This window comes from Bacillus sp. 7884-1, from assembly GCF_002272245.1.
GTDB lineage: Bacteria > Bacillota > Bacilli > Bacillales > Cytobacillaceae > Neobacillus.
In genome coordinates, this window is the sequence record NZ_NPDD01000091.1 from 1 (window position 1) to 15,807 (window position 15,807).

Genomic DNA, 15,807 nt, shown 5'->3' on the forward strand with positions numbered 1-15,807 from the left:
TTCTTTGATTGGTGCTTTAACTGGTGCTTCTTTGATTGGTGCTTTAACTGGTGCTTCTTTGATTGGTGCTTTAACTGGTGCCTCTTTAATTGGTGCTTCCTTAATAGGTACTTCTTTTACTGGAATTTCTTTTACAGGTTTTTCTTTAGCTGGTACTGGTACCGGTACTGGTACTGGTACTACTTTAATTGGAGCTTCTTTTTTAGGAACCTCTTTTATTGGAGCTTCCTTTATGGGAGCCTCCTTCTTTGGAGCGGTTTTGATCGGCATTTCTTTTGGTTTCTCTTTGGTAAACGGTTGCCCAGCAATCGGCATTTCTTTCTTGGCGCCTAAGTTGATTGTGGCCCCCGGCTTTGTTCCCATAGGCGCTTCTTTTTTAATATTTCCACCTGAAGTTGGGACTTTTATTTTCATACCGGGCATAATCATATCAGGGTTGCTGAGCTGTGAATTCATCTTTTTCAGCTCTTCAAAATTCACGCCGTACTTCTTGGCGATTTTCCAAAGAGTATCCCCTTTCTGTACGATATGGATCTTCACTCTGATTTCCCTCCTATGCATAAGTCCATATATTCTATGTGATGATAGGCAAAGTGCTAACATTCTTCAGAAAAACTTATGCTTTTTTTCCACAAAATATGAATCAACCCTTCAAATATAAAAATAGATGCAATTTTTAAAAATTGCATCTACCCTATCTTTATGCGTTTTGTAACATACGATCAAGCGATAATTTTGCATTTTCGGCAATTTCCGGAGCTACTTTAATCGTGTTATTTGTATTTTCAAGTGTATCTAAGCTCCAGACTAAATGCGGCAGGTCGATTCGATTCATCGTTAAACAAGGACACATTTGCGGATTTAGCGAGATAATTTTTTTATCAGGATGATTGTTAATTAGACGATTGACGAGATTCATCTCGGTTCCAATCGCCCACTCAGAACCTGGCTCCGCTTTTTCAATCGCATTAATAATATAACTTGTTGAACCAGCCATATCAGATAATTCCACGACTTCACGACGGCACTCAGGATGAACAATAATCGTCATGTTCGGATATTGGCTGCGTGTATCATGGATATTCCGAACCGTAAAGTTTTCATGGACCGAGCAATGCCCTTTCCAAAGAATAACTTTTATTTTTGAAGTGTCACCTTCGTATTCAAGTTTATTGGTAATTGGATTCCAAACAGCCATCTCATCTAAACCAATACCCAAGTCATAAGCGGTATTTCGACCTAAGTGCTGATCCGGTAAAAATAAAATCCGTTCTTTTTGGGTGAACGCCCACTTTACCATTGTATCTGCATTAGAAGAGGTTACGCACGCACCGCCATGAGCACCAACAAATGATTTAATCGCAGCCGTAGAGTTAACATAAGTTAATGGAAGAATACTATCACCAAAGACTCCCTGAAGGATTTCCCATGCTTTTTCAGTCTGCTCAAGGTCTGCCATGTCTGCCATTGAGCAGCCTGCACGCATATCTGGGAGAATAACCTTTTGGTTTTCATCTGTTAGAATATCAGCCGTTTCCGCCATGAAATGCACGCCGCAGAAAACAATAAATTCTGCTTCTTTATTTTCAGCCGATAATTGAGCAAGTTTTAAAGAATCACCTGTTGCATCAGCAAACTGGATGACTTCATCTTTTTGATAATGATGTCCTGGAATAAAAAGTTTTGAGCCTAATTTGTTTTTCACTTCGATTACTCTAGCTTCTAACTCTTCCTTTGACATTTGTTTGTATTTTTCAGGAATCATCTTATTCTTTTGCATGGCCGCTAAAATACTCATCTTTATTCCTCCCCTTTGCTCCAGAGAACTTTGACGCTTATATCAAGTGCTTTATAGGAATGTGTTAAGGCTCCTAATGAAATATAGTCAACCCCTGTATCACGATAACCAGCTAAATTGGACAATTGAATACCCCCAGAAGCTTCTGTAATGAAACCTGCTGGAACTAACTTAATTAGTTCTTTAATTTCATCTGGAGTACGATTATCAAACATAATCACATCGGCACCAGCACTGACAGCTTCCTTAACCTGAGCTTCCGTTTCAACTTCGACTTCCACCTTCATCATATGACCAGCTTTTGCACGTACCGTTTCAACTGCATGTGAAATAGAGCCGGCAAAAGAAATATGATTATCTTTAATCATGATTCCATCGTATAAGCCGAAACGATGATTGTAGCCCCCACCCTTGGTAACGGCATACTTTTCAAGCATTCTTAAACCGGGTGTCGTTTTACGGGTATCACATATTTTGGTATGACCACTGTCAAGTGTTGAAACAGCATCTCGGGTCAGCGTGGCAATTCCACTCATTCTTTGGATTAGGTTAAGAACCACTCTTTCCCCTTTTAGCAAATCAGATATCCTCCCAGAGGCTGTTGCAAGCTTTTGGCCGTATTCAATGTTCTGACCATCTTTTACAAAGACCTTTGTTTCAATATCATTATTTAAAAGCTTAAAACCCGTTTTAATAATCTCTTCTCCACAGAATATTCCATTATCCTTTGAAAGAAAAACAATTTCCCCTTTTGTATCATCGGCAAAAATTAAATCGGATGTAATATCCTGTTCCCCAATATCTTCAATAAAAAATTGCTCAAGTAGCGAGCGCAGTTTCAATGTGTTCATGGTTTCTCTCCATTTCCTGGCTATTTGTATGAGTAATGGTCCTATTTAACCAATGTAGATTATCTTCCACTGGGTAATCACTTCGATAATGACCGCCACGGCTTTCTGTTCGCTTCAAAGCAGATTCAGTAATTAAATTCGCTGTGATAAGCATGAAAATCTTTGTCATCTCTTCAAAAGAATAGGCGTCAAGATTATCGATTTGGTGGACATTAAAACGATTTAACCAAGCTTTTTGTTTTTGAAGATTAACAGCATCTCGAACAATTCCAACCCGCTCCATCATACAATCCTTTATTTGCTGGATGTCTGGTAAGATTACTTTTTCTTTTGGAATAAAAGGAGCTGTGTGTACTTTACCATGGACTTCTTCGGATGCTGACTCATTTAACCATGTAGATAACTTTTCTCCCATATATAAACCTTCTAATAAAGAATTACTTGCCAGACGGTTAGCACCGTGCAAACCTGTACAGGCAGCTTCACCGATCGCGTATAATCCATTTATTGAAGTCCGTCCTGTTAAATCTGTTTTGACTCCACCCATTAAAAAATGACTGCCGGGTGCCACCGGAATTCTTCCCGCTGATAACTGAAGTCCATTTTCCTCGCAAATGGAGGTAATCGAAGGAAAACGTTCCTTAAAGTTTTCTATATTACTAATATCTAAATATACATTGCAGCCATTAGTAAGATATTCATAGATTTTCTGCGAAACAACATGCCTTGGTGCAAGGTCTTTAAGCAGATGTACACCTTCCATGATTGGGCTGCCGTCATCGGTAACAAGGATGGCACCTTCTCCGCGAACCGCTTCTGAAATTAACCCTTTTGTTTCACCATTAAGATATAGTAGTGTTGGATGGAATTGAATAAACTCCATATCAACAATCTCAGCTCCTGCTCGATAGGCCATTGCAATTCCATCGCCGTTGACTGTTGGGGCATTTGAAGTATAGGTGAATAATTGTCCACAACCGCCCGTTGCTAGAATGGTATTAGTGCTGTAGTAGTACTTTATTGTGCCATCTTGTTCCTTCGCTTTTACACCAATGCAGCGATTCTTGGAATCAATCAATAATTCATATGCAAATACATCCTCATCAATGGTGACATTATCCTTCATCCTGCTGATAAGAAACTCAACCACATTTTTACCTGTCGCGTCTCCGCCGCCATGAACAATTCGCTTTTCGCTATGTGCCCCTTCCATCCCTAAAAGCAATTCACCGTTTGGATTTTTATCAAAAACAGATCCTTGTTCAGAAATGAACTTAATTAGCCCAGGTGCAGCATGAATGATTTGTTCGACTGCTCCTTGATTATTGTGATAACTTCCCGCTTCAAGCGTATCAGCAATATGTTTAGCAGGATGATCATGCTCGCCAATAGCCGCAGCAATACCGCCTTGAGCCAGATAAGAATTCGCTGTTCTAACTTTTCCCTTTGTGAGTATCCTCACATTTAAATCCTTATTTAAAAGCGAGGCTAACTGCAGTGCAGCAATCCCACTTCCTAAAATTAATACATCATTATTTGTCATCATATTGCCTCCTGGATTAACAGGTGTCTTGACATCTATATTTACATAGAATTAAACTAAATACAAGAATTTTTTTAGCGTCAGCTATCCATATTCAAAAATACTAATATTGGAGATTACTATGATATATTTTGATTTTGCTGCCACCACTCCGTTAGATCCTGAAGCTGCAGAGGTGTTTGTACAGGCTTCAACTGAGTATTTTGGGAATTCCAGCTCGCTCCATGATATCGGAGGACAGTCACAGGACTTACTAGAGAATTGCCGTGAAGAGCTTGCAAATCTTTTAGGAATTAATAAAAAAGGGCTGTACTTTACAAGTGGTGGTTCAGAGGGGAATTTTCTAGCCATTGAAGCCCTTCTTTCAGCACCGAAAAAAACTGGAAAGCATATTATTGCTGGGTTGGCTGAGCACTCTTCTATCCATGGAGTTCTCAACAGGCTAGATGGTTACAATATTACCTTTTTACCCCTTAATTCTTCCGGTCTTATTGATGTTGAAGAATTGGAGCGCAGCATTACTCCAGAAACCATTTTAGTGACCGTACAGCATGTTAATTCGGAGATTGGAACCATTCAGCCAATTGAAGAAATAGGGAGAATTTGTCTGGAGCATGACATCCATTTTCACAGCGATTTTGTTCAATCTTTTGGTAAAATTAATTTGCGAAATATTCCCCAGCTCGTTAGCAGTTTTTCGTTCTCTGGCCATAAAATTTATGGTCCAAAAGGGGTTGGCGGTGTTTATGTAGACCCTGCTATTTCCTGGAAAGCATTTTTTCCAGGCAGCTCTCATGAAAAAGGATTTAGACCAGGAACTTTGAATGTCCCGGGGATTGCAGCGATGACGGCGGCGGCTCAAAAAATAAATGACCGGATGGGGAAGAATCACGATAAATATTTAGAGCTACGAGCTGCTTTTATGGATTCGCTTAAGCCTATTAAGGACTTTGTACATGTCCATCAGGCGGAGTCTGTGTCACAATTACCTTCAATAATAGGTTTGCGGATTTCTGGGATAGAGGGCCAATGGATGATGTTAGAATGTAATCGATATGGGTTCGCGATTTCAACCGGAAGTGCCTGTCAAATTGGCATGCAGTCTCCAGCTAAAGTGACACTAGCATTAGGATTAAGCACACAGGAGGCAAAGGAATTTATCCGGATTTCGTTTGGAACTTCAACCAAGAGGGAAGATGTAATTAAGCTTGGAGAAACTATTGTAGGTATCGTAAATAAATTTAAACTATAGAAACTGTGCTAAAATATAGAAATAGGAACACCTAGGAGGTAAATATGGCTGAGCAAAAAAAAATATTAGGCGATGAAAGGAGAGCTTTCATTTTAGAGCTGCTTAAGGACAGTCCAGTGCCGCTTACAGGAAGTGAGTTAGCAACAAGAACAAATGTAAGCAGACAGGTCATTGTTGGGGATATTACGCTCCTGAAAGCAAAAGATGAGCCGATCATCGCAACAAGCCAAGGCTATTTGTATTTTAAGCAAAACACAGGCGCACCATTATACGAACGGACCATCGCCTGCAGGCACATACCAGGCGACACGGAAAAAGAGCTAAATTTACTCGTCGATCATGGTGTATTGGTAAAGGATGTAAAAGTTGAACATGCGGTCTACGGAGATTTAACTGCGTCTATTATGGTATCCAATCGCCAAGAGGTCAAACAATTTATGGCTAACATCCAAACGACAAAGGCCTCGTTACTATCGGAGTTAACGGGAGGCATTCATCTCCATACAATTGCGGCATCCACGGTGCAAACCTTGGACAAAGCTGAAGTTGCTTTGAAGGAAGCTGGCTTTTTAATTGAATACTAAATACGAAAAAGTACCGAGCATATGCCCGGTACTTTAGTTTAATTCAACCATTTTAGATGGGTAGCTTCCTAGTAATGTAACCCCGCAGCCTAGTGCTTCAAGCTCTGCCATTGCGCCTGGTATCAATACCTCGTCCAGCTTCATTTCCAAATCAATAATGAAAAAATAATTACCTATTCCAGTTTTCATCGGTCTTGATTCAATCTTAGACAGGTTTATTTTTCTCCAAGCAAAAGCAGATAGGACCATATGCAGCGTTCCGGCTTTATCGGTTGGAAGTGTGACCATCAGGGTTGTTTTGTAATGGGATGAACCGCTAAGCTCCTCATAATCCAGCCCCTTTTCTGATAAAACGAAAAAGCGGGTATGGTTATGATCAAAGTCATGAATATTACGTTGAACAATCGATAAACCATATTCTTCTGCAGCCAATTCATTTGCTATGGCGGCAACATTCAATTCAGGGTGGTCCATCACCATTTTCGCTGCAGCAGCCGTGGAACTGATGCTCTCATGAGGAGTTCCGAGAAACTGAGTATGTAAAAATTTATGGCATTGGGCAATCGCATGGGAGTGACTGTACACCTTCTGAACATTCTGCCAATTTTCTCGATTATCAGGGTGCACCATTAAATGTTGCTTGATTGGAATGGTAATTTCTCCAACAATCGGCAATTGCACCACATGGGTTAAGTAATCTATTGTTATATTTACTGTTCCTTCAAGGGTATTTTCAATTGGAACAACCGCAAGGTCTACTTTTTCACTGACAACTGCATCCATGGATTCAGGAATCGTTCGGTACGGTTCAAGTTCAAATCCACGAAAAACCTTCTTCACTGCTAATTCAGTGAAAGTTGCCTTTGGTCCTAAAAAACCAATTTTCATGATTTCTCACACTCCCTAACAAAAATCTCTCTTGAGCTGCTATTCTTTATGCACCTGTTCCAAGCACTTCTACTTTTTCTACAAATTCAAGCTTGCGTAATTCCGAGAGCAGCTCATCTATATCCGTAGAAATATCGGTTGTGTTTAGCGAAAGTGTAACATTTGCTCTTCCTTGCAGCGGTATAGTTTGATGGATCGTCAACACATTGCATCCAGAAGAAGCAACTACACCCAGCAGCTTAGACAATGTTCCTGAACGATCTTCGAGATGGAAAAACAGTGTTACTAATCGTTCCTTTACCACTGTTGAAAAAGGAAATACAGTATCCCTATATTTATAATAGGCACTTCTGCTTAAGTCCACCTGTTGAACCGCATCCCAAATAGACTCTGCCTTGCCCCTTTCCAGCATTTCTTTTACATCAAGTGTTTTCTTCATGGCTTCAGGCAAGACGTCTTCTCTTATTAAATAAAATTTCTTATCAAATTTTTCATTTTTCATCTCTATACCCCACCTGATCCAAAAGCCTAAGCGCCCATTTGAGACGTATCTGGGCGCTTCAGCTAGAATTCCCCAAATTCCTTTTATTCCCTATTCAACAAATTCAAATTCGAATTCTAATAATTTAACAGTATCCCCATCTTTTGCACCTTTTTTCCTTAAGGCCTCGTCTACCCCTAGACCACGAAGCTGTCTTGAAAAACGGCGAACAGATTCTTCCGTTTGGAAATTGGTCATCTTAAACAGTTTTTCAACTTTTTCTCCTGAAATTACAAACGCTCCATCTGGTTCTCTTGTAATATAGAAGGCCTCAGGATCTGCCTCATGCTTGTAAAGAACTCGATTAACACCTGTATCTTCTTCTTCATGATCAAGAGGAAATTCTGGAGTTTGCTCGATTTTGTCTGCAATTGCAAATAATAGCTCTCTCAAGCCTTTTCTTGAAAGTGCAGAGATCGGGAAGATCGGGAAATCCTCTTCAAGCTGCTCTTTAAACTTTTTCAGATTCTCTTCCGCATCCGGCATGTCCATTTTATTGGCAACAATAATTTGTGGACGCTCGGTTAAGCGGAGATTATATTCTTCTAACTCTTTATTGATGGTTAGATAATCCTCATAAGGATCGCGGCCTTCTATTGCAGCCATATCAATGACATGAACGATTACTCGTGTCCGTTCTATATGCCTTAAGAATTGATGGCCAAGTCCAACACCTTCACTTGCACCTTCAATCAGCCCTGGAAGGTCTGCCATTACAAAACTTCTGTTATCCTCTGTTTCAACCATTCCAAGGTTTGGAACAATCGTAGTGAAATGATACTCAGCGATTTTTGGCTTTGCTGAAGAAACGACTGATAATAAAGTTGATTTTCCAACACTAGGGAATCCAACAAGTCCAACGTCAGCAAGCAGCTTTAATTCTAGAATAACATCGCGTTCTTGGCCTGGTTCGCCATTCTCAGCAAGCTCTGGCGCAGGATTTGAAGGGGTCGCGAAACGGGAATTTCCTCTTCCACCTCGTCCACCTTTAGCAATAACGGCACGTTGACCATTCTCAACAAGATCGGCAATGACCTCTTTTGTTTCTGCATCCATTACGACTGTGCCTGGTGGTACCTTAACAATCATATCTTTCGCATTTTTACCGTGCTGATTTTTGGACATGCCATGCTCACCACGCGGGGCTTTCCAATGGCGTTGATAACGGAAATCCATTAACGTACGCAAACCCTCATTTACTTCAAAAACAACATTGGCACCTTTACCACCGTCTCCGCCAGCAGGTCCGCCCATTGGTACATATTTTTCACGGCGAAACGCGACCATTCCGTTACCGCCGTCTCCACCTTTTACGTATATCTTCGTTTGATCGACAAACATGTGAATCCTCCTGATTTGACTGATAAACGAATGGAAAACAAGCTTATACCATCGACATAAAGACTTCTAAACCCAATTCGTTTTCTGAGAATTCCTTAACTACACACTGTATTTCAGAGGAGTTCAGGAATTGTTCAATCAGTTCTTTTTTTATTATTATTCCGCTAAAATCAAAAAAGAAACGAACTCCTTCTGATTGCGGTTGAATTGTTATTGATAAATGATTTTCCTGAAATGCCTCAATCGCTTGATCTAAGCAAATAAAGAAGGATTTTGTCCAATTTGACAGAATGTCATCATTTATTTTCACAGCTTGAAAGTCAGTAAGGACCTCATATTCTAGCTGAAACAAATGATTTTCCCAATTTGATTTTAAGAGCAAGGAAGAAAACTTTGGCAAATGAAAATTAGAGAGGTTTGACTCATGCTGTGCCTCAATTACAATTTCATTTATATATTCTTTTGCCCGGTCAATTCTATTTAAATCCAAGTTGCCTTTGATTAACTGCAGCCTATTCAGCCAATCATGCCGTGAGTGCCGCAGCACTTCAACGATATCCCATTCTTTGTCCATAATCGCACTCCTAGCTAGGGTCTCGTAAAACTATTTGATGTTAGTATATCAAAAAAGTTCACATGAGTAAGCAATTTTGCGTGAATGTTTTCCAATTGAGGTATTATGAGGCTTTTCCTAGGAGGTCAAATTAGAGTTTATTATTGGATATTTTTCCCTATATAGTTAAAAAAGAAAACTCTAACCAATCAGGTTAGAGTTTTCGCTGAAAGCTTACGCTTCTTGAGCTACTGGATAAACGCTCACTTTTTTACGGTCACGACCAAAACGTTCGAATTTCACAACGCCGTCGATTTTTGCAAAAAGAGTGTCGTCTCCGCCACGGCCTACGTTTTCACCTGGGTAAATCTTTGTACCGCGTTGACGGTAAAGGATTGAACCACCAGATACGAATTGACCATCTGCACGCTTAGCGCCAAGGCGTTTTGCTTGAGAGTCACGGCCGTTTCTAGTCGAACCTACTCCCTTTTTAGATGCAAACAACTGAAGATCTAATTTTAATAACATTTATTCCACCTCCTACTTTTTGAAGGTAATTTTTATGTGCTTCCCGTATTCTTCTTCAATCGTCCGTAATGAAACGATCATACCTTCTAGAAGGAGTTGTACTTTCTCATTTATGTCTTCCGTAAGTTTTTCTGGAACAACACAGCGGAGAAAGCCATCTCCATGCTCAATCTCTGGAGTGACACCAGTTAAGGCGTGCACCGCATTGATTGCGCCGACGGATACTGCGGATGCGCCTGCACAGACGATATCCTTTCCCCGGTCAGCGAAAAATGCATGACCACTTATCTCAAATGATTGAATCGATTCGGATTCAGTACGATTAATTGTAATAGATATCATCTATTGACCAACACCTTACGCGTTGATTGCTTCAATCACAACTTTAGTGTATGGCTGACGATGACCTTGCTTTTTACGGTTGTTTTTCTTCGCTTTGTATTTGAAAACGATGATTTTCTTAGCGCGACCTTGTTTTTCAACTTTAGCTGTAACAGTAGCACCTGGAACGACCGGGCTTCCTACTTTTACATTTTCACCGCCAACAAAAAGAACCTTATCAAATGTAACTGTTGATCCTGCTTCAGCGTTAAGCTTTTCAATGTAAATAGCTTGACCAGCTTCAACTTTGATTTGCTTACCACCTGTTTCGATAATTGCGTACATAACTGCACCTCCTTATAAACTCAGACTCGCCATATACAGGCGCAAATGCATAAGCATCCAGCTTAATACCTGTCCTGTGCGGTTGTAGCACGGGTGCTACAAACATAACATTGAAAATTTTATCATGATATAGGCGTTAGTGTCAATAGGGTTCGCCAGCTTTTTGTGCTATCTCTGCATGATTCCCAAATTGTTTTACTACATAGTAATGAGAGACAGATGACTGGATTAAAAAATACACTTTGAATTTCAGCCATACTTCTAACATATCAAGATGTGGTGCGATTTCATCTTTTACAGGTTGTGTTGTTTCAACTAATACTGCTTCAGCATCTGAATTGCGGTTTTCTAATAACTCACGTTCTAGGCGGAATGCTATCGTCTCTGCACTTAAGATTCTTCCTGTCCCAACGCAAACAGGACATTTTTCCTGAAGGGCTTCTGAAAGTGAGACCTTTGTTTTCTTCCTGGTCAGCTGCAGGATTCCAAGCGTTGTAAAACCAATTATCTTAGTCCTAGTACTGTCCTTCTGAAATTCTTCCTCTATCGTTTCTTGGATGTAACGTTTTTCTTTTTCATTTTGCATATTAATAAAGTCTATCAGGACAATCCCGCCGATATCGCGTAGCTTTAACTGGCGGGCAATTTCGATGGCCGCAAGTGTATTTGTTTTTACCACAGTATCCTGATAATCGTTTTTACCGGAAAACTTCCCCGTATTGACGTCAATAATCGTTAAGGCTTCCGTCTCGTCAAAAATTAAATAGGCTCCATTGTCGAGCCAGACAATTCTCTTAAGTGCTTTGTCAATTTCATGCTCAATTCGATGGTGTGCGAATATATTTTCTTTTCCATTATAATAGGTAATTCTTAAATTAGGATTTCTTGATAGTATTAATTTTTTTAAGGAAAGATCATCAATAATTACTTCACCAGATGCCATCCCAGTAATCGAATCAAGAACTAGTTGTGTAAAGGTATCTTTTTGAAATAGTACTCCAGGCTTTTTAAGAGATGCAGCTTTTTCCAATAGTTCTGTATACTGTCTTCGTAAGCTGTTTAGTTCATTCTCCATTTCCTCTTGGGTTGCGGAAGTACTGGATGTTCGAAAAATTAGTCCTTCATCTTCCCTTTTTAATTTCATGCCAACACTACGGAGATTTTCCTTTTCATCTACAATTTTTTTAGAAACTGCCACATAGCGTCCTTGTGGCATATAAATAAAATTGTCTCCAGTTAGCTCAATAATCCCTGTGACTCTAGCCCCTTTAACTCCAGTCGCATCCTTATCCACTTGCACTATTAACTTTTCTCCCTGATGCACAAAGGATGATACACTTTTCTTCTCTTTATCGATACTGCGTTCAGGGGATAAGACAAATGAAGCAAGTACATCACGATGCAAATAGGCATTTTTCTCCTCGCCAATATCGATAAATGCCGCGTTCATACCCTTCAGAACCTTGGTTACGGTCCCATAATAAATATTACCGACCAAAGATCGCTGCTCTGGTCGGTCAAAAATAATCTCTTCAACTGTATTATCATGAACAAAAGCAAATCTCTTTTCTCTCGACACTGCATTTACAATTAACTTTTCCAAACCAACATCCTCACTTTTCTTGCTAATTGACTCTATTATACCTAATTAGTAAGAAAAGAGAAGGTCACTGATTTTATCAGTTAACCGTTTTTCAGTAAAATAGGCATGTAGTAGTTCATTTTCGTCTAACATCCCTTTTTCTTTACCATCACTCTCGATGATAATCGGGTGCTTGCAGCCTCGTTGAAATTTTTCCAATACATCTATTAGCAAGTCTTGCTCATCCGCCTGAATTGGTTTCAGAGCTTGGAGATCACTCTTTTTCCCATAGTAACGCTCGAGTAAAAACCTCATAAAAATATATCGTCGCTGTTTCCACTCATGGTATAGAGAAAACAGTAAAAAGCCTACGATTATCCAGACATTTATTTGCTTCGGAGCGGCTAGGAGTGTAACCACCGAAAAGATTCCAACGCTGAAAAAAGAAATGATTAGGGTTAACCGGTGAGCTATGGGGAACGATTTTTTCAAGGAAAGTAGCATGAAAATAAGCTTTCCGCCATCTAGCGGCCAGACTGGAAACATATTGAAGATAAAGATCATAATGTTGTAGTTGATAAATAATAGAAACAAATCCCCAGACATTAAATCAAAGGAAAATAGTGCGTAAGCTACTGCTACCATCCAGATGTGCTGAATAGGTCCTGCGAGAACAACAATAGCCTCTTCCTTTAATGGTCGGTTTCCATGTTCCTCCATTTCAGCCACCCCTCCAAAGGGGAGGAGGGTGATTTTTTTAATTCTCCAAGAAAAAAAAGAAGCCGCAGCAGCATGCCCCATTTCGTGAACAAAAATGATGGCGATTAACAGGCAGAGCTCGAGGAAATGTGCTGTGGCAATTGATATCGCGATGACAATCCATAACAAGGGATGGATATATACATGTTGTAATAAATAAATGACTCTATTCAAAGCGTATCACCTGTATCGGGTCGATAAAATCATCGCCTTTTTTTATAGAAAAATAATACCTTCCCTTCGTTTTGTCTTCACCCGTTGATTCTGAGGCAGTGCCCACGACAGTTTCAGTTTCAATAAACTCGTATAAACTAACCTTAATGTCATCGAGATTACCATAGGTGGACTGTGTTTGGTCTGCATGCTGGATAATGACGGTTTTACCTGTATCTTCCTTAACGCCCGCAAACATGACATTTCCCTCTTTCATCGCTTCAACGGTTGCGCCCTTTGTTGTTTCGATCATGATTCCCTGTCCATTTTTCTCGAAATTTTCGAGGACTTTCCCTGAAAAAACAGGAATATCATTGTCTTTCTCAACTACGTTATTCGTTCCTTGTTTATCTTCTTCCGCAAACGGCAGGAGGGCTAAGGGTTTACCAAATTGATCTTCGTACCATTTTGATACTGTGGCAAATTTAAAATCCTGCTCCATTGTTTTCAACACAAAGTCCTTTGCTGGAGCAAAGGTTGCTGTGTTTTCTCGAAACATAATGGCAATCACGAGAAATAAAACAGCGGAAGCCAAGATCTTAAAGATGAAAACTTCCTTTTTAAATAAAGGATGTATGGCATCATCCTTACCTGGGTCATAGGAGGAAAAATTGTTAAATCCATATTTTTCATCGTCCCCCGGCCAACTTATTTCTCTTTCAGGACCTTTTTCTGATGAACCACCATTTTCTCTTTTTCGCTTTGCGATTCGTCGTCGTATTTCTTCAGGAGTAGACCGCATCATACCCACCAACCTTTAGACAGCTTTTTGTACAATTCTATGTGGTTGTCCTACAGAGTATGACTTTTGGGGAAATTTTTTAAAAGATTTTGGCTTTATAGATTTGTGGATAAGCCACACACTTTAATTGCTTATCCATATAATAGCTGTAAGTTAATAAATAGAGGTGAATAATTTTGTCAACCAGTGACAAACATGAGACTTTTCGTGGTGATGTTTACGATTTAATTGAGTTACAACAATTATTAAAGGCCCCTCACAAAATTCTCTTTAAGGGTAAGAGTCCATACCAGGACGTCCTCTTGATAGAATCGAAGAATATACGGTTATACCTGAACGATCAATTAGTATGGAATTCACTGGATGAGCGAATCTATCATGAAGCTCTTGTCCATCCAGCTTTTGGTTTTTCAGACAAGCACGAACGTGTCTTAATTATCGGGGATGAATGCGGTTTGGCTTTGCGCGAAGTTCTTAAATATCCTCAGGTATGCCACGTAAGTCGAGTGTCCCTATCACCAGCAACCCTTTTTGCTGCCCAGAAAACACCTGAAATCTCCGAAATTAATGGTGGTTCATGTTTCGATAAACGTGTTCATAACATTCATAGCAGTCTACAAGATTTTCTAATGAAAGAAAAGCAGCAATTTGATGTGATAATCACAAATCTTCCTGATCCCGAAACCAAGGAAAATAGCAAGCTGTATTCAAAAGAATTCTTTAGAAAATTGTCCACTCTCCTAACCGACAGTGGAATATTGGTTACCAACTCCGCATCGCCTGAAGACACTCCGGTGGTATTCTGGAGTATTGATAAAACATTACAAAGTGCTTCACTTCATACCCTCAGCTATCATGTCAATGTTCCTTGGTTTGGAGATTGTGGATTTCATCTCTCTGGGAAGAAATTTATAAAATGGAATGAAGAGAAAAAGCCGTGTGTTCAAAATCATTCTCTCCCTGAAAATCTAAAAACATGGTTTACTTTTTCGCAGCGGGTGAAGTCAGTAAAAAAACAAGCAGGTGTTAACTCCATAAAATCATTAAACCTATACAAACTTTATTCAGCAAGTTCTCCGAATAAAGAGCAAGACCCAGGAGACACGCAAGAACTTCATCATCTGCTCTCCAATTCCCACCGTATCCTATACGAAGGTGGAGCAAAGGGAGATCATGTACTGGTTTTGGAGGCAAGAGATGTTCGGCTATATCTAGACAAGCAACTTCAATTTAGTTCATTAGATGAACAAATTTACCATGAGGCTCTTGTTCATCCAGCCCTTTCAATGGTCCAAAAACGGGATCGTGTGCTAATTGCAGGTGGCGGTGATGGGTTTGCTATTCGTGAAGTACTTAAATACCCAGACGTGAAGCATATTGACCTGGTGGACCTTGACCCTTTGATGATTCATATGGCCAGTCATATCCCGGAGGTTGTTTCACTTAATAAAGGCGCCCTTAATAACAGACGGGTATCCGTCCATCAAAAGGACATCCAGGTATTTCAAAAAGAACAAAAGGAACAGTATGATGTCATCATTGTGGATTTACCAGATCCGGGCGATAAAATATTGAGCCAATTATATACGGTAGAATTTTTCAGCCAATTATCCACTCTCTTAACTGAAGAAGGCATTCTTGTCTGTCAATCTCATTCACCAGAGTATGCTCCATTTGTATACTGGAGCATCGGATTAACACTTAGGGGGACTGGTATGCATATCCGGAGCTACCATACCGAAGTTCCTTCATTTGGAGATTGGGGGTTTCACCTGGCTTCTAAAAAGGCACTGCAAGTGCTGAATAAAAAAATATCTGTCCCGTGTCAAACACTCCCTGAAGATTTGTCCAGTTTATTTGTCTTTCCATCTAAGTTCCGTTCAGTCCGGGAGAATTCTCATATGAATACCCTGTCTAACCTTAAATTACATGAAATATATAAACATGAACTGCGAAATTAACATGC

16 protein-coding genes, 2 pseudogenes and 1 other annotated feature are annotated in these 15,807 nt (G+C 39.8%); of the genes and pseudogenes, 4 read left to right on the forward strand and 14 right to left on the reverse strand.

Annotated elements, in window-relative coordinates:
• Window positions 1–58: 58 nt before the first annotated feature.
• A pseudogene (locus CHI06_RS31070) lies at window positions 59–223 on the forward strand (pentapeptide repeat-containing protein); the annotation flags it as partial.
• Window positions 224–392: 169 nt separating this feature from the next.
• Here CHI06_RS31070 and safA read toward each other — a convergent pair.
• The 4 genes and pseudogenes from safA to nadB form a co-directional block, all read right to left on the reverse strand.
• A pseudogene (gene safA, locus CHI06_RS31075) lies at window positions 393–540 on the reverse strand (SafA/ExsA family spore coat assembly protein); the annotation flags it as partial.
• 160 nt (window positions 541–700) lie between these two features.
• Complete coding sequence (nadA, locus tag CHI06_RS11925) at window positions 701–1,798, reverse strand: quinolinate synthase NadA (protein ID WP_095248775.1); 1,098 nt, start codon at window positions 1,796–1,798, stop codon at window positions 701–703.
• Between the two features lie 2 nt (window positions 1,799–1,800).
• A complete protein-coding gene (gene nadC, locus CHI06_RS11930; RefSeq protein ID WP_095248776.1) occupies window positions 1,801–2,649 on the reverse strand; it encodes a carboxylating nicotinate-nucleotide diphosphorylase in 849 nt (282 codons plus the stop codon).
• A complete protein-coding gene (gene nadB, locus CHI06_RS11935; RefSeq protein WP_306453810.1) occupies window positions 2,618–4,195 on the reverse strand; it encodes an L-aspartate oxidase in 1,578 nt (525 codons plus the stop codon). Before nadB ends, nadC begins: the two co-directional genes overlap by 32 nt.
• Window positions 4,196–4,313: 118 nt before the next feature.
• On the opposite strand from nadB, the gene CHI06_RS11940 reads away from it, so the two are divergent.
• Window positions 4,314–5,444 carry an IscS subfamily cysteine desulfurase gene (locus CHI06_RS11940; protein WP_095248778.1) on the forward strand — a complete coding sequence of 377 codons (1,131 nt, stop codon included), beginning with the start codon at window positions 4,314–4,316 and terminating at the stop codon, window positions 5,442–5,444.
• A 44-nt stretch (window positions 5,445–5,488) separates the two neighbouring features.
• Complete coding sequence (locus tag CHI06_RS11945; RefSeq protein WP_095248779.1) at window positions 5,489–6,028, forward strand: transcription repressor NadR; 540 nt, start codon at window positions 5,489–5,491, stop codon at window positions 6,026–6,028.
• 33 nt (window positions 6,029–6,061) lie between these two features.
• Here CHI06_RS11945 and pheA read toward each other — a convergent pair whose 3' ends face one another.
• The 10 genes from pheA to CHI06_RS11995 form a co-directional block, all read right to left on the reverse strand.
• Entirely contained in the window at window positions 6,062–6,916 is an 855-nt protein-coding gene (pheA, locus tag CHI06_RS11950) for a prephenate dehydratase (protein ID WP_095248780.1), read from the reverse strand.
• A 46-nt stretch (window positions 6,917–6,962) separates the two neighbouring features.
• A complete protein-coding gene (locus CHI06_RS11955; RefSeq protein ID WP_095248781.1) occupies window positions 6,963–7,418 on the reverse strand; it encodes an ACT domain-containing protein in 456 nt (151 codons plus the stop codon).
• Between the two features lie 90 nt (window positions 7,419–7,508).
• Window positions 7,509–8,798 (reverse strand): GTPase ObgE, encoded by a 1,290-nt coding sequence (obgE, locus tag CHI06_RS11960; protein ID WP_095248782.1) that lies wholly within the window; start codon window positions 8,796–8,798, stop codon window positions 7,509–7,511.
• A gap of 43 nt (window positions 8,799–8,841) precedes the next feature.
• Window positions 8,842–9,372, reverse strand: a complete 531-nt coding sequence (locus CHI06_RS11965; protein ID WP_095248783.1) for a sporulation initiation phosphotransferase B — start codon at window positions 9,370–9,372, stop codon at window positions 8,842–8,844.
• A 213-nt stretch (window positions 9,373–9,585) separates the two neighbouring features.
• A complete protein-coding gene (rpmA, locus tag CHI06_RS11970; protein WP_095248784.1) occupies window positions 9,586–9,879 on the reverse strand; it encodes a 50S ribosomal protein L27 in 294 nt (97 codons plus the stop codon).
• A 12-nt stretch (window positions 9,880–9,891) separates the two neighbouring features.
• The gene (locus CHI06_RS11975; protein ID WP_095248785.1) at window positions 9,892–10,221 is read right to left on the reverse strand and encodes a ribosomal-processing cysteine protease Prp; all 330 of its coding nucleotides are present in this window, start codon (window positions 10,219–10,221) and stop codon (window positions 9,892–9,894) included.
• Window positions 10,222–10,236: 15 nt separating this feature from the next.
• A complete protein-coding gene (gene rplU / locus CHI06_RS11980; protein WP_095248786.1) occupies window positions 10,237–10,545 on the reverse strand; it encodes a 50S ribosomal protein L21 in 309 nt (102 codons plus the stop codon).
• A 12-nt stretch (window positions 10,546–10,557) separates the two neighbouring features.
• Window positions 10,558–10,639: a sequence feature (ribosomal protein L21 leader region), on the reverse strand.
• A 48-nt stretch (window positions 10,640–10,687) separates the two neighbouring features.
• On the reverse strand, window positions 10,688–12,148 hold the full coding sequence (locus CHI06_RS11985) for an Rne/Rng family ribonuclease (protein ID WP_095248787.1): 1,461 nt from the start codon (window positions 12,146–12,148) through the stop codon (window positions 10,688–10,690).
• A gap of 45 nt (window positions 12,149–12,193) precedes the next feature.
• Entirely contained in the window at window positions 12,194–13,060 is an 867-nt protein-coding gene (locus tag CHI06_RS11990) for a M50 family metallopeptidase (protein ID WP_095248788.1), read from the reverse strand.
• Complete coding sequence (locus CHI06_RS11995; protein WP_306453811.1) at window positions 13,053–13,844, reverse strand: M23 family metallopeptidase; 792 nt, start codon at window positions 13,842–13,844, stop codon at window positions 13,053–13,055. The genes CHI06_RS11990 and CHI06_RS11995 overlap by 8 nt, the downstream gene beginning before the upstream one ends.
• Window positions 13,845–14,017: 173 nt before the next feature.
• On the opposite strand from CHI06_RS11995, the gene CHI06_RS12000 reads away from it, so the two are divergent.
• Window positions 14,018–15,802 carry a spermidine synthase gene (locus CHI06_RS12000; protein ID WP_095248790.1) on the forward strand — a complete coding sequence of 595 codons (1,785 nt, stop codon included), beginning with the start codon at window positions 14,018–14,020 and terminating at the stop codon, window positions 15,800–15,802.
• The last annotated feature ends 5 nt before the right edge of the window (window positions 15,803–15,807 follow it).

Coding starts and splice junctions, on each gene's coding strand:
- nadA (WP_095248775.1), bottom strand. CDS start 1,798: ATGAGTATTTTAGCGGCCATGCAAAAGAATAAGATGATTCCTGAAAAA.
- nadC (WP_095248776.1), bottom strand. CDS start 2,649: ATGAACACATTGAAACTGCGCTCGCTACTTGAGCAATTTTTTATTGAA.
- nadB (WP_306453810.1), bottom strand. CDS start 4,195: ATGATGACAAATAATGATGTATTAATTTTAGGAAGTGGGATTGCTGCA.
- CHI06_RS11940 (WP_095248778.1), top strand. CDS start 4,314: ATGATATATTTTGATTTTGCTGCCACCACTCCGTTAGATCCTGAAGCT.
- CHI06_RS11945 (WP_095248779.1), top strand. CDS start 5,489: ATGGCTGAGCAAAAAAAAATATTAGGCGATGAAAGGAGAGCTTTCATT.
- pheA (WP_095248780.1), bottom strand. CDS start 6,916: ATGAAAATTGGTTTTTTAGGACCAAAGGCAACTTTCACTGAATTAGCA.
- CHI06_RS11955 (WP_095248781.1), bottom strand. CDS start 7,418: ATGAAAAATGAAAAATTTGATAAGAAATTTTATTTAATAAGAGAAGAC.
- obgE (WP_095248782.1), bottom strand. CDS start 8,798: ATGTTTGTCGATCAAACGAAGATATACGTAAAAGGTGGAGACGGCGGT.
- CHI06_RS11965 (WP_095248783.1), bottom strand. CDS start 9,372: ATGGACAAAGAATGGGATATCGTTGAAGTGCTGCGGCACTCACGGCAT.
- rpmA (WP_095248784.1), bottom strand. CDS start 9,879: ATGTTATTAAAATTAGATCTTCAGTTGTTTGCATCTAAAAAGGGAGTA.
- CHI06_RS11975 (WP_095248785.1), bottom strand. CDS start 10,221: ATGATATCTATTACAATTAATCGTACTGAATCCGAATCGATTCAATCA.
- rplU (WP_095248786.1), bottom strand. CDS start 10,545: ATGTACGCAATTATCGAAACAGGTGGTAAGCAAATCAAAGTTGAAGCT.
- CHI06_RS11995 (WP_306453811.1), bottom strand. CDS start 13,844: ATGATGCGGTCTACTCCTGAAGAAATACGACGACGAATCGCAAAGCGA.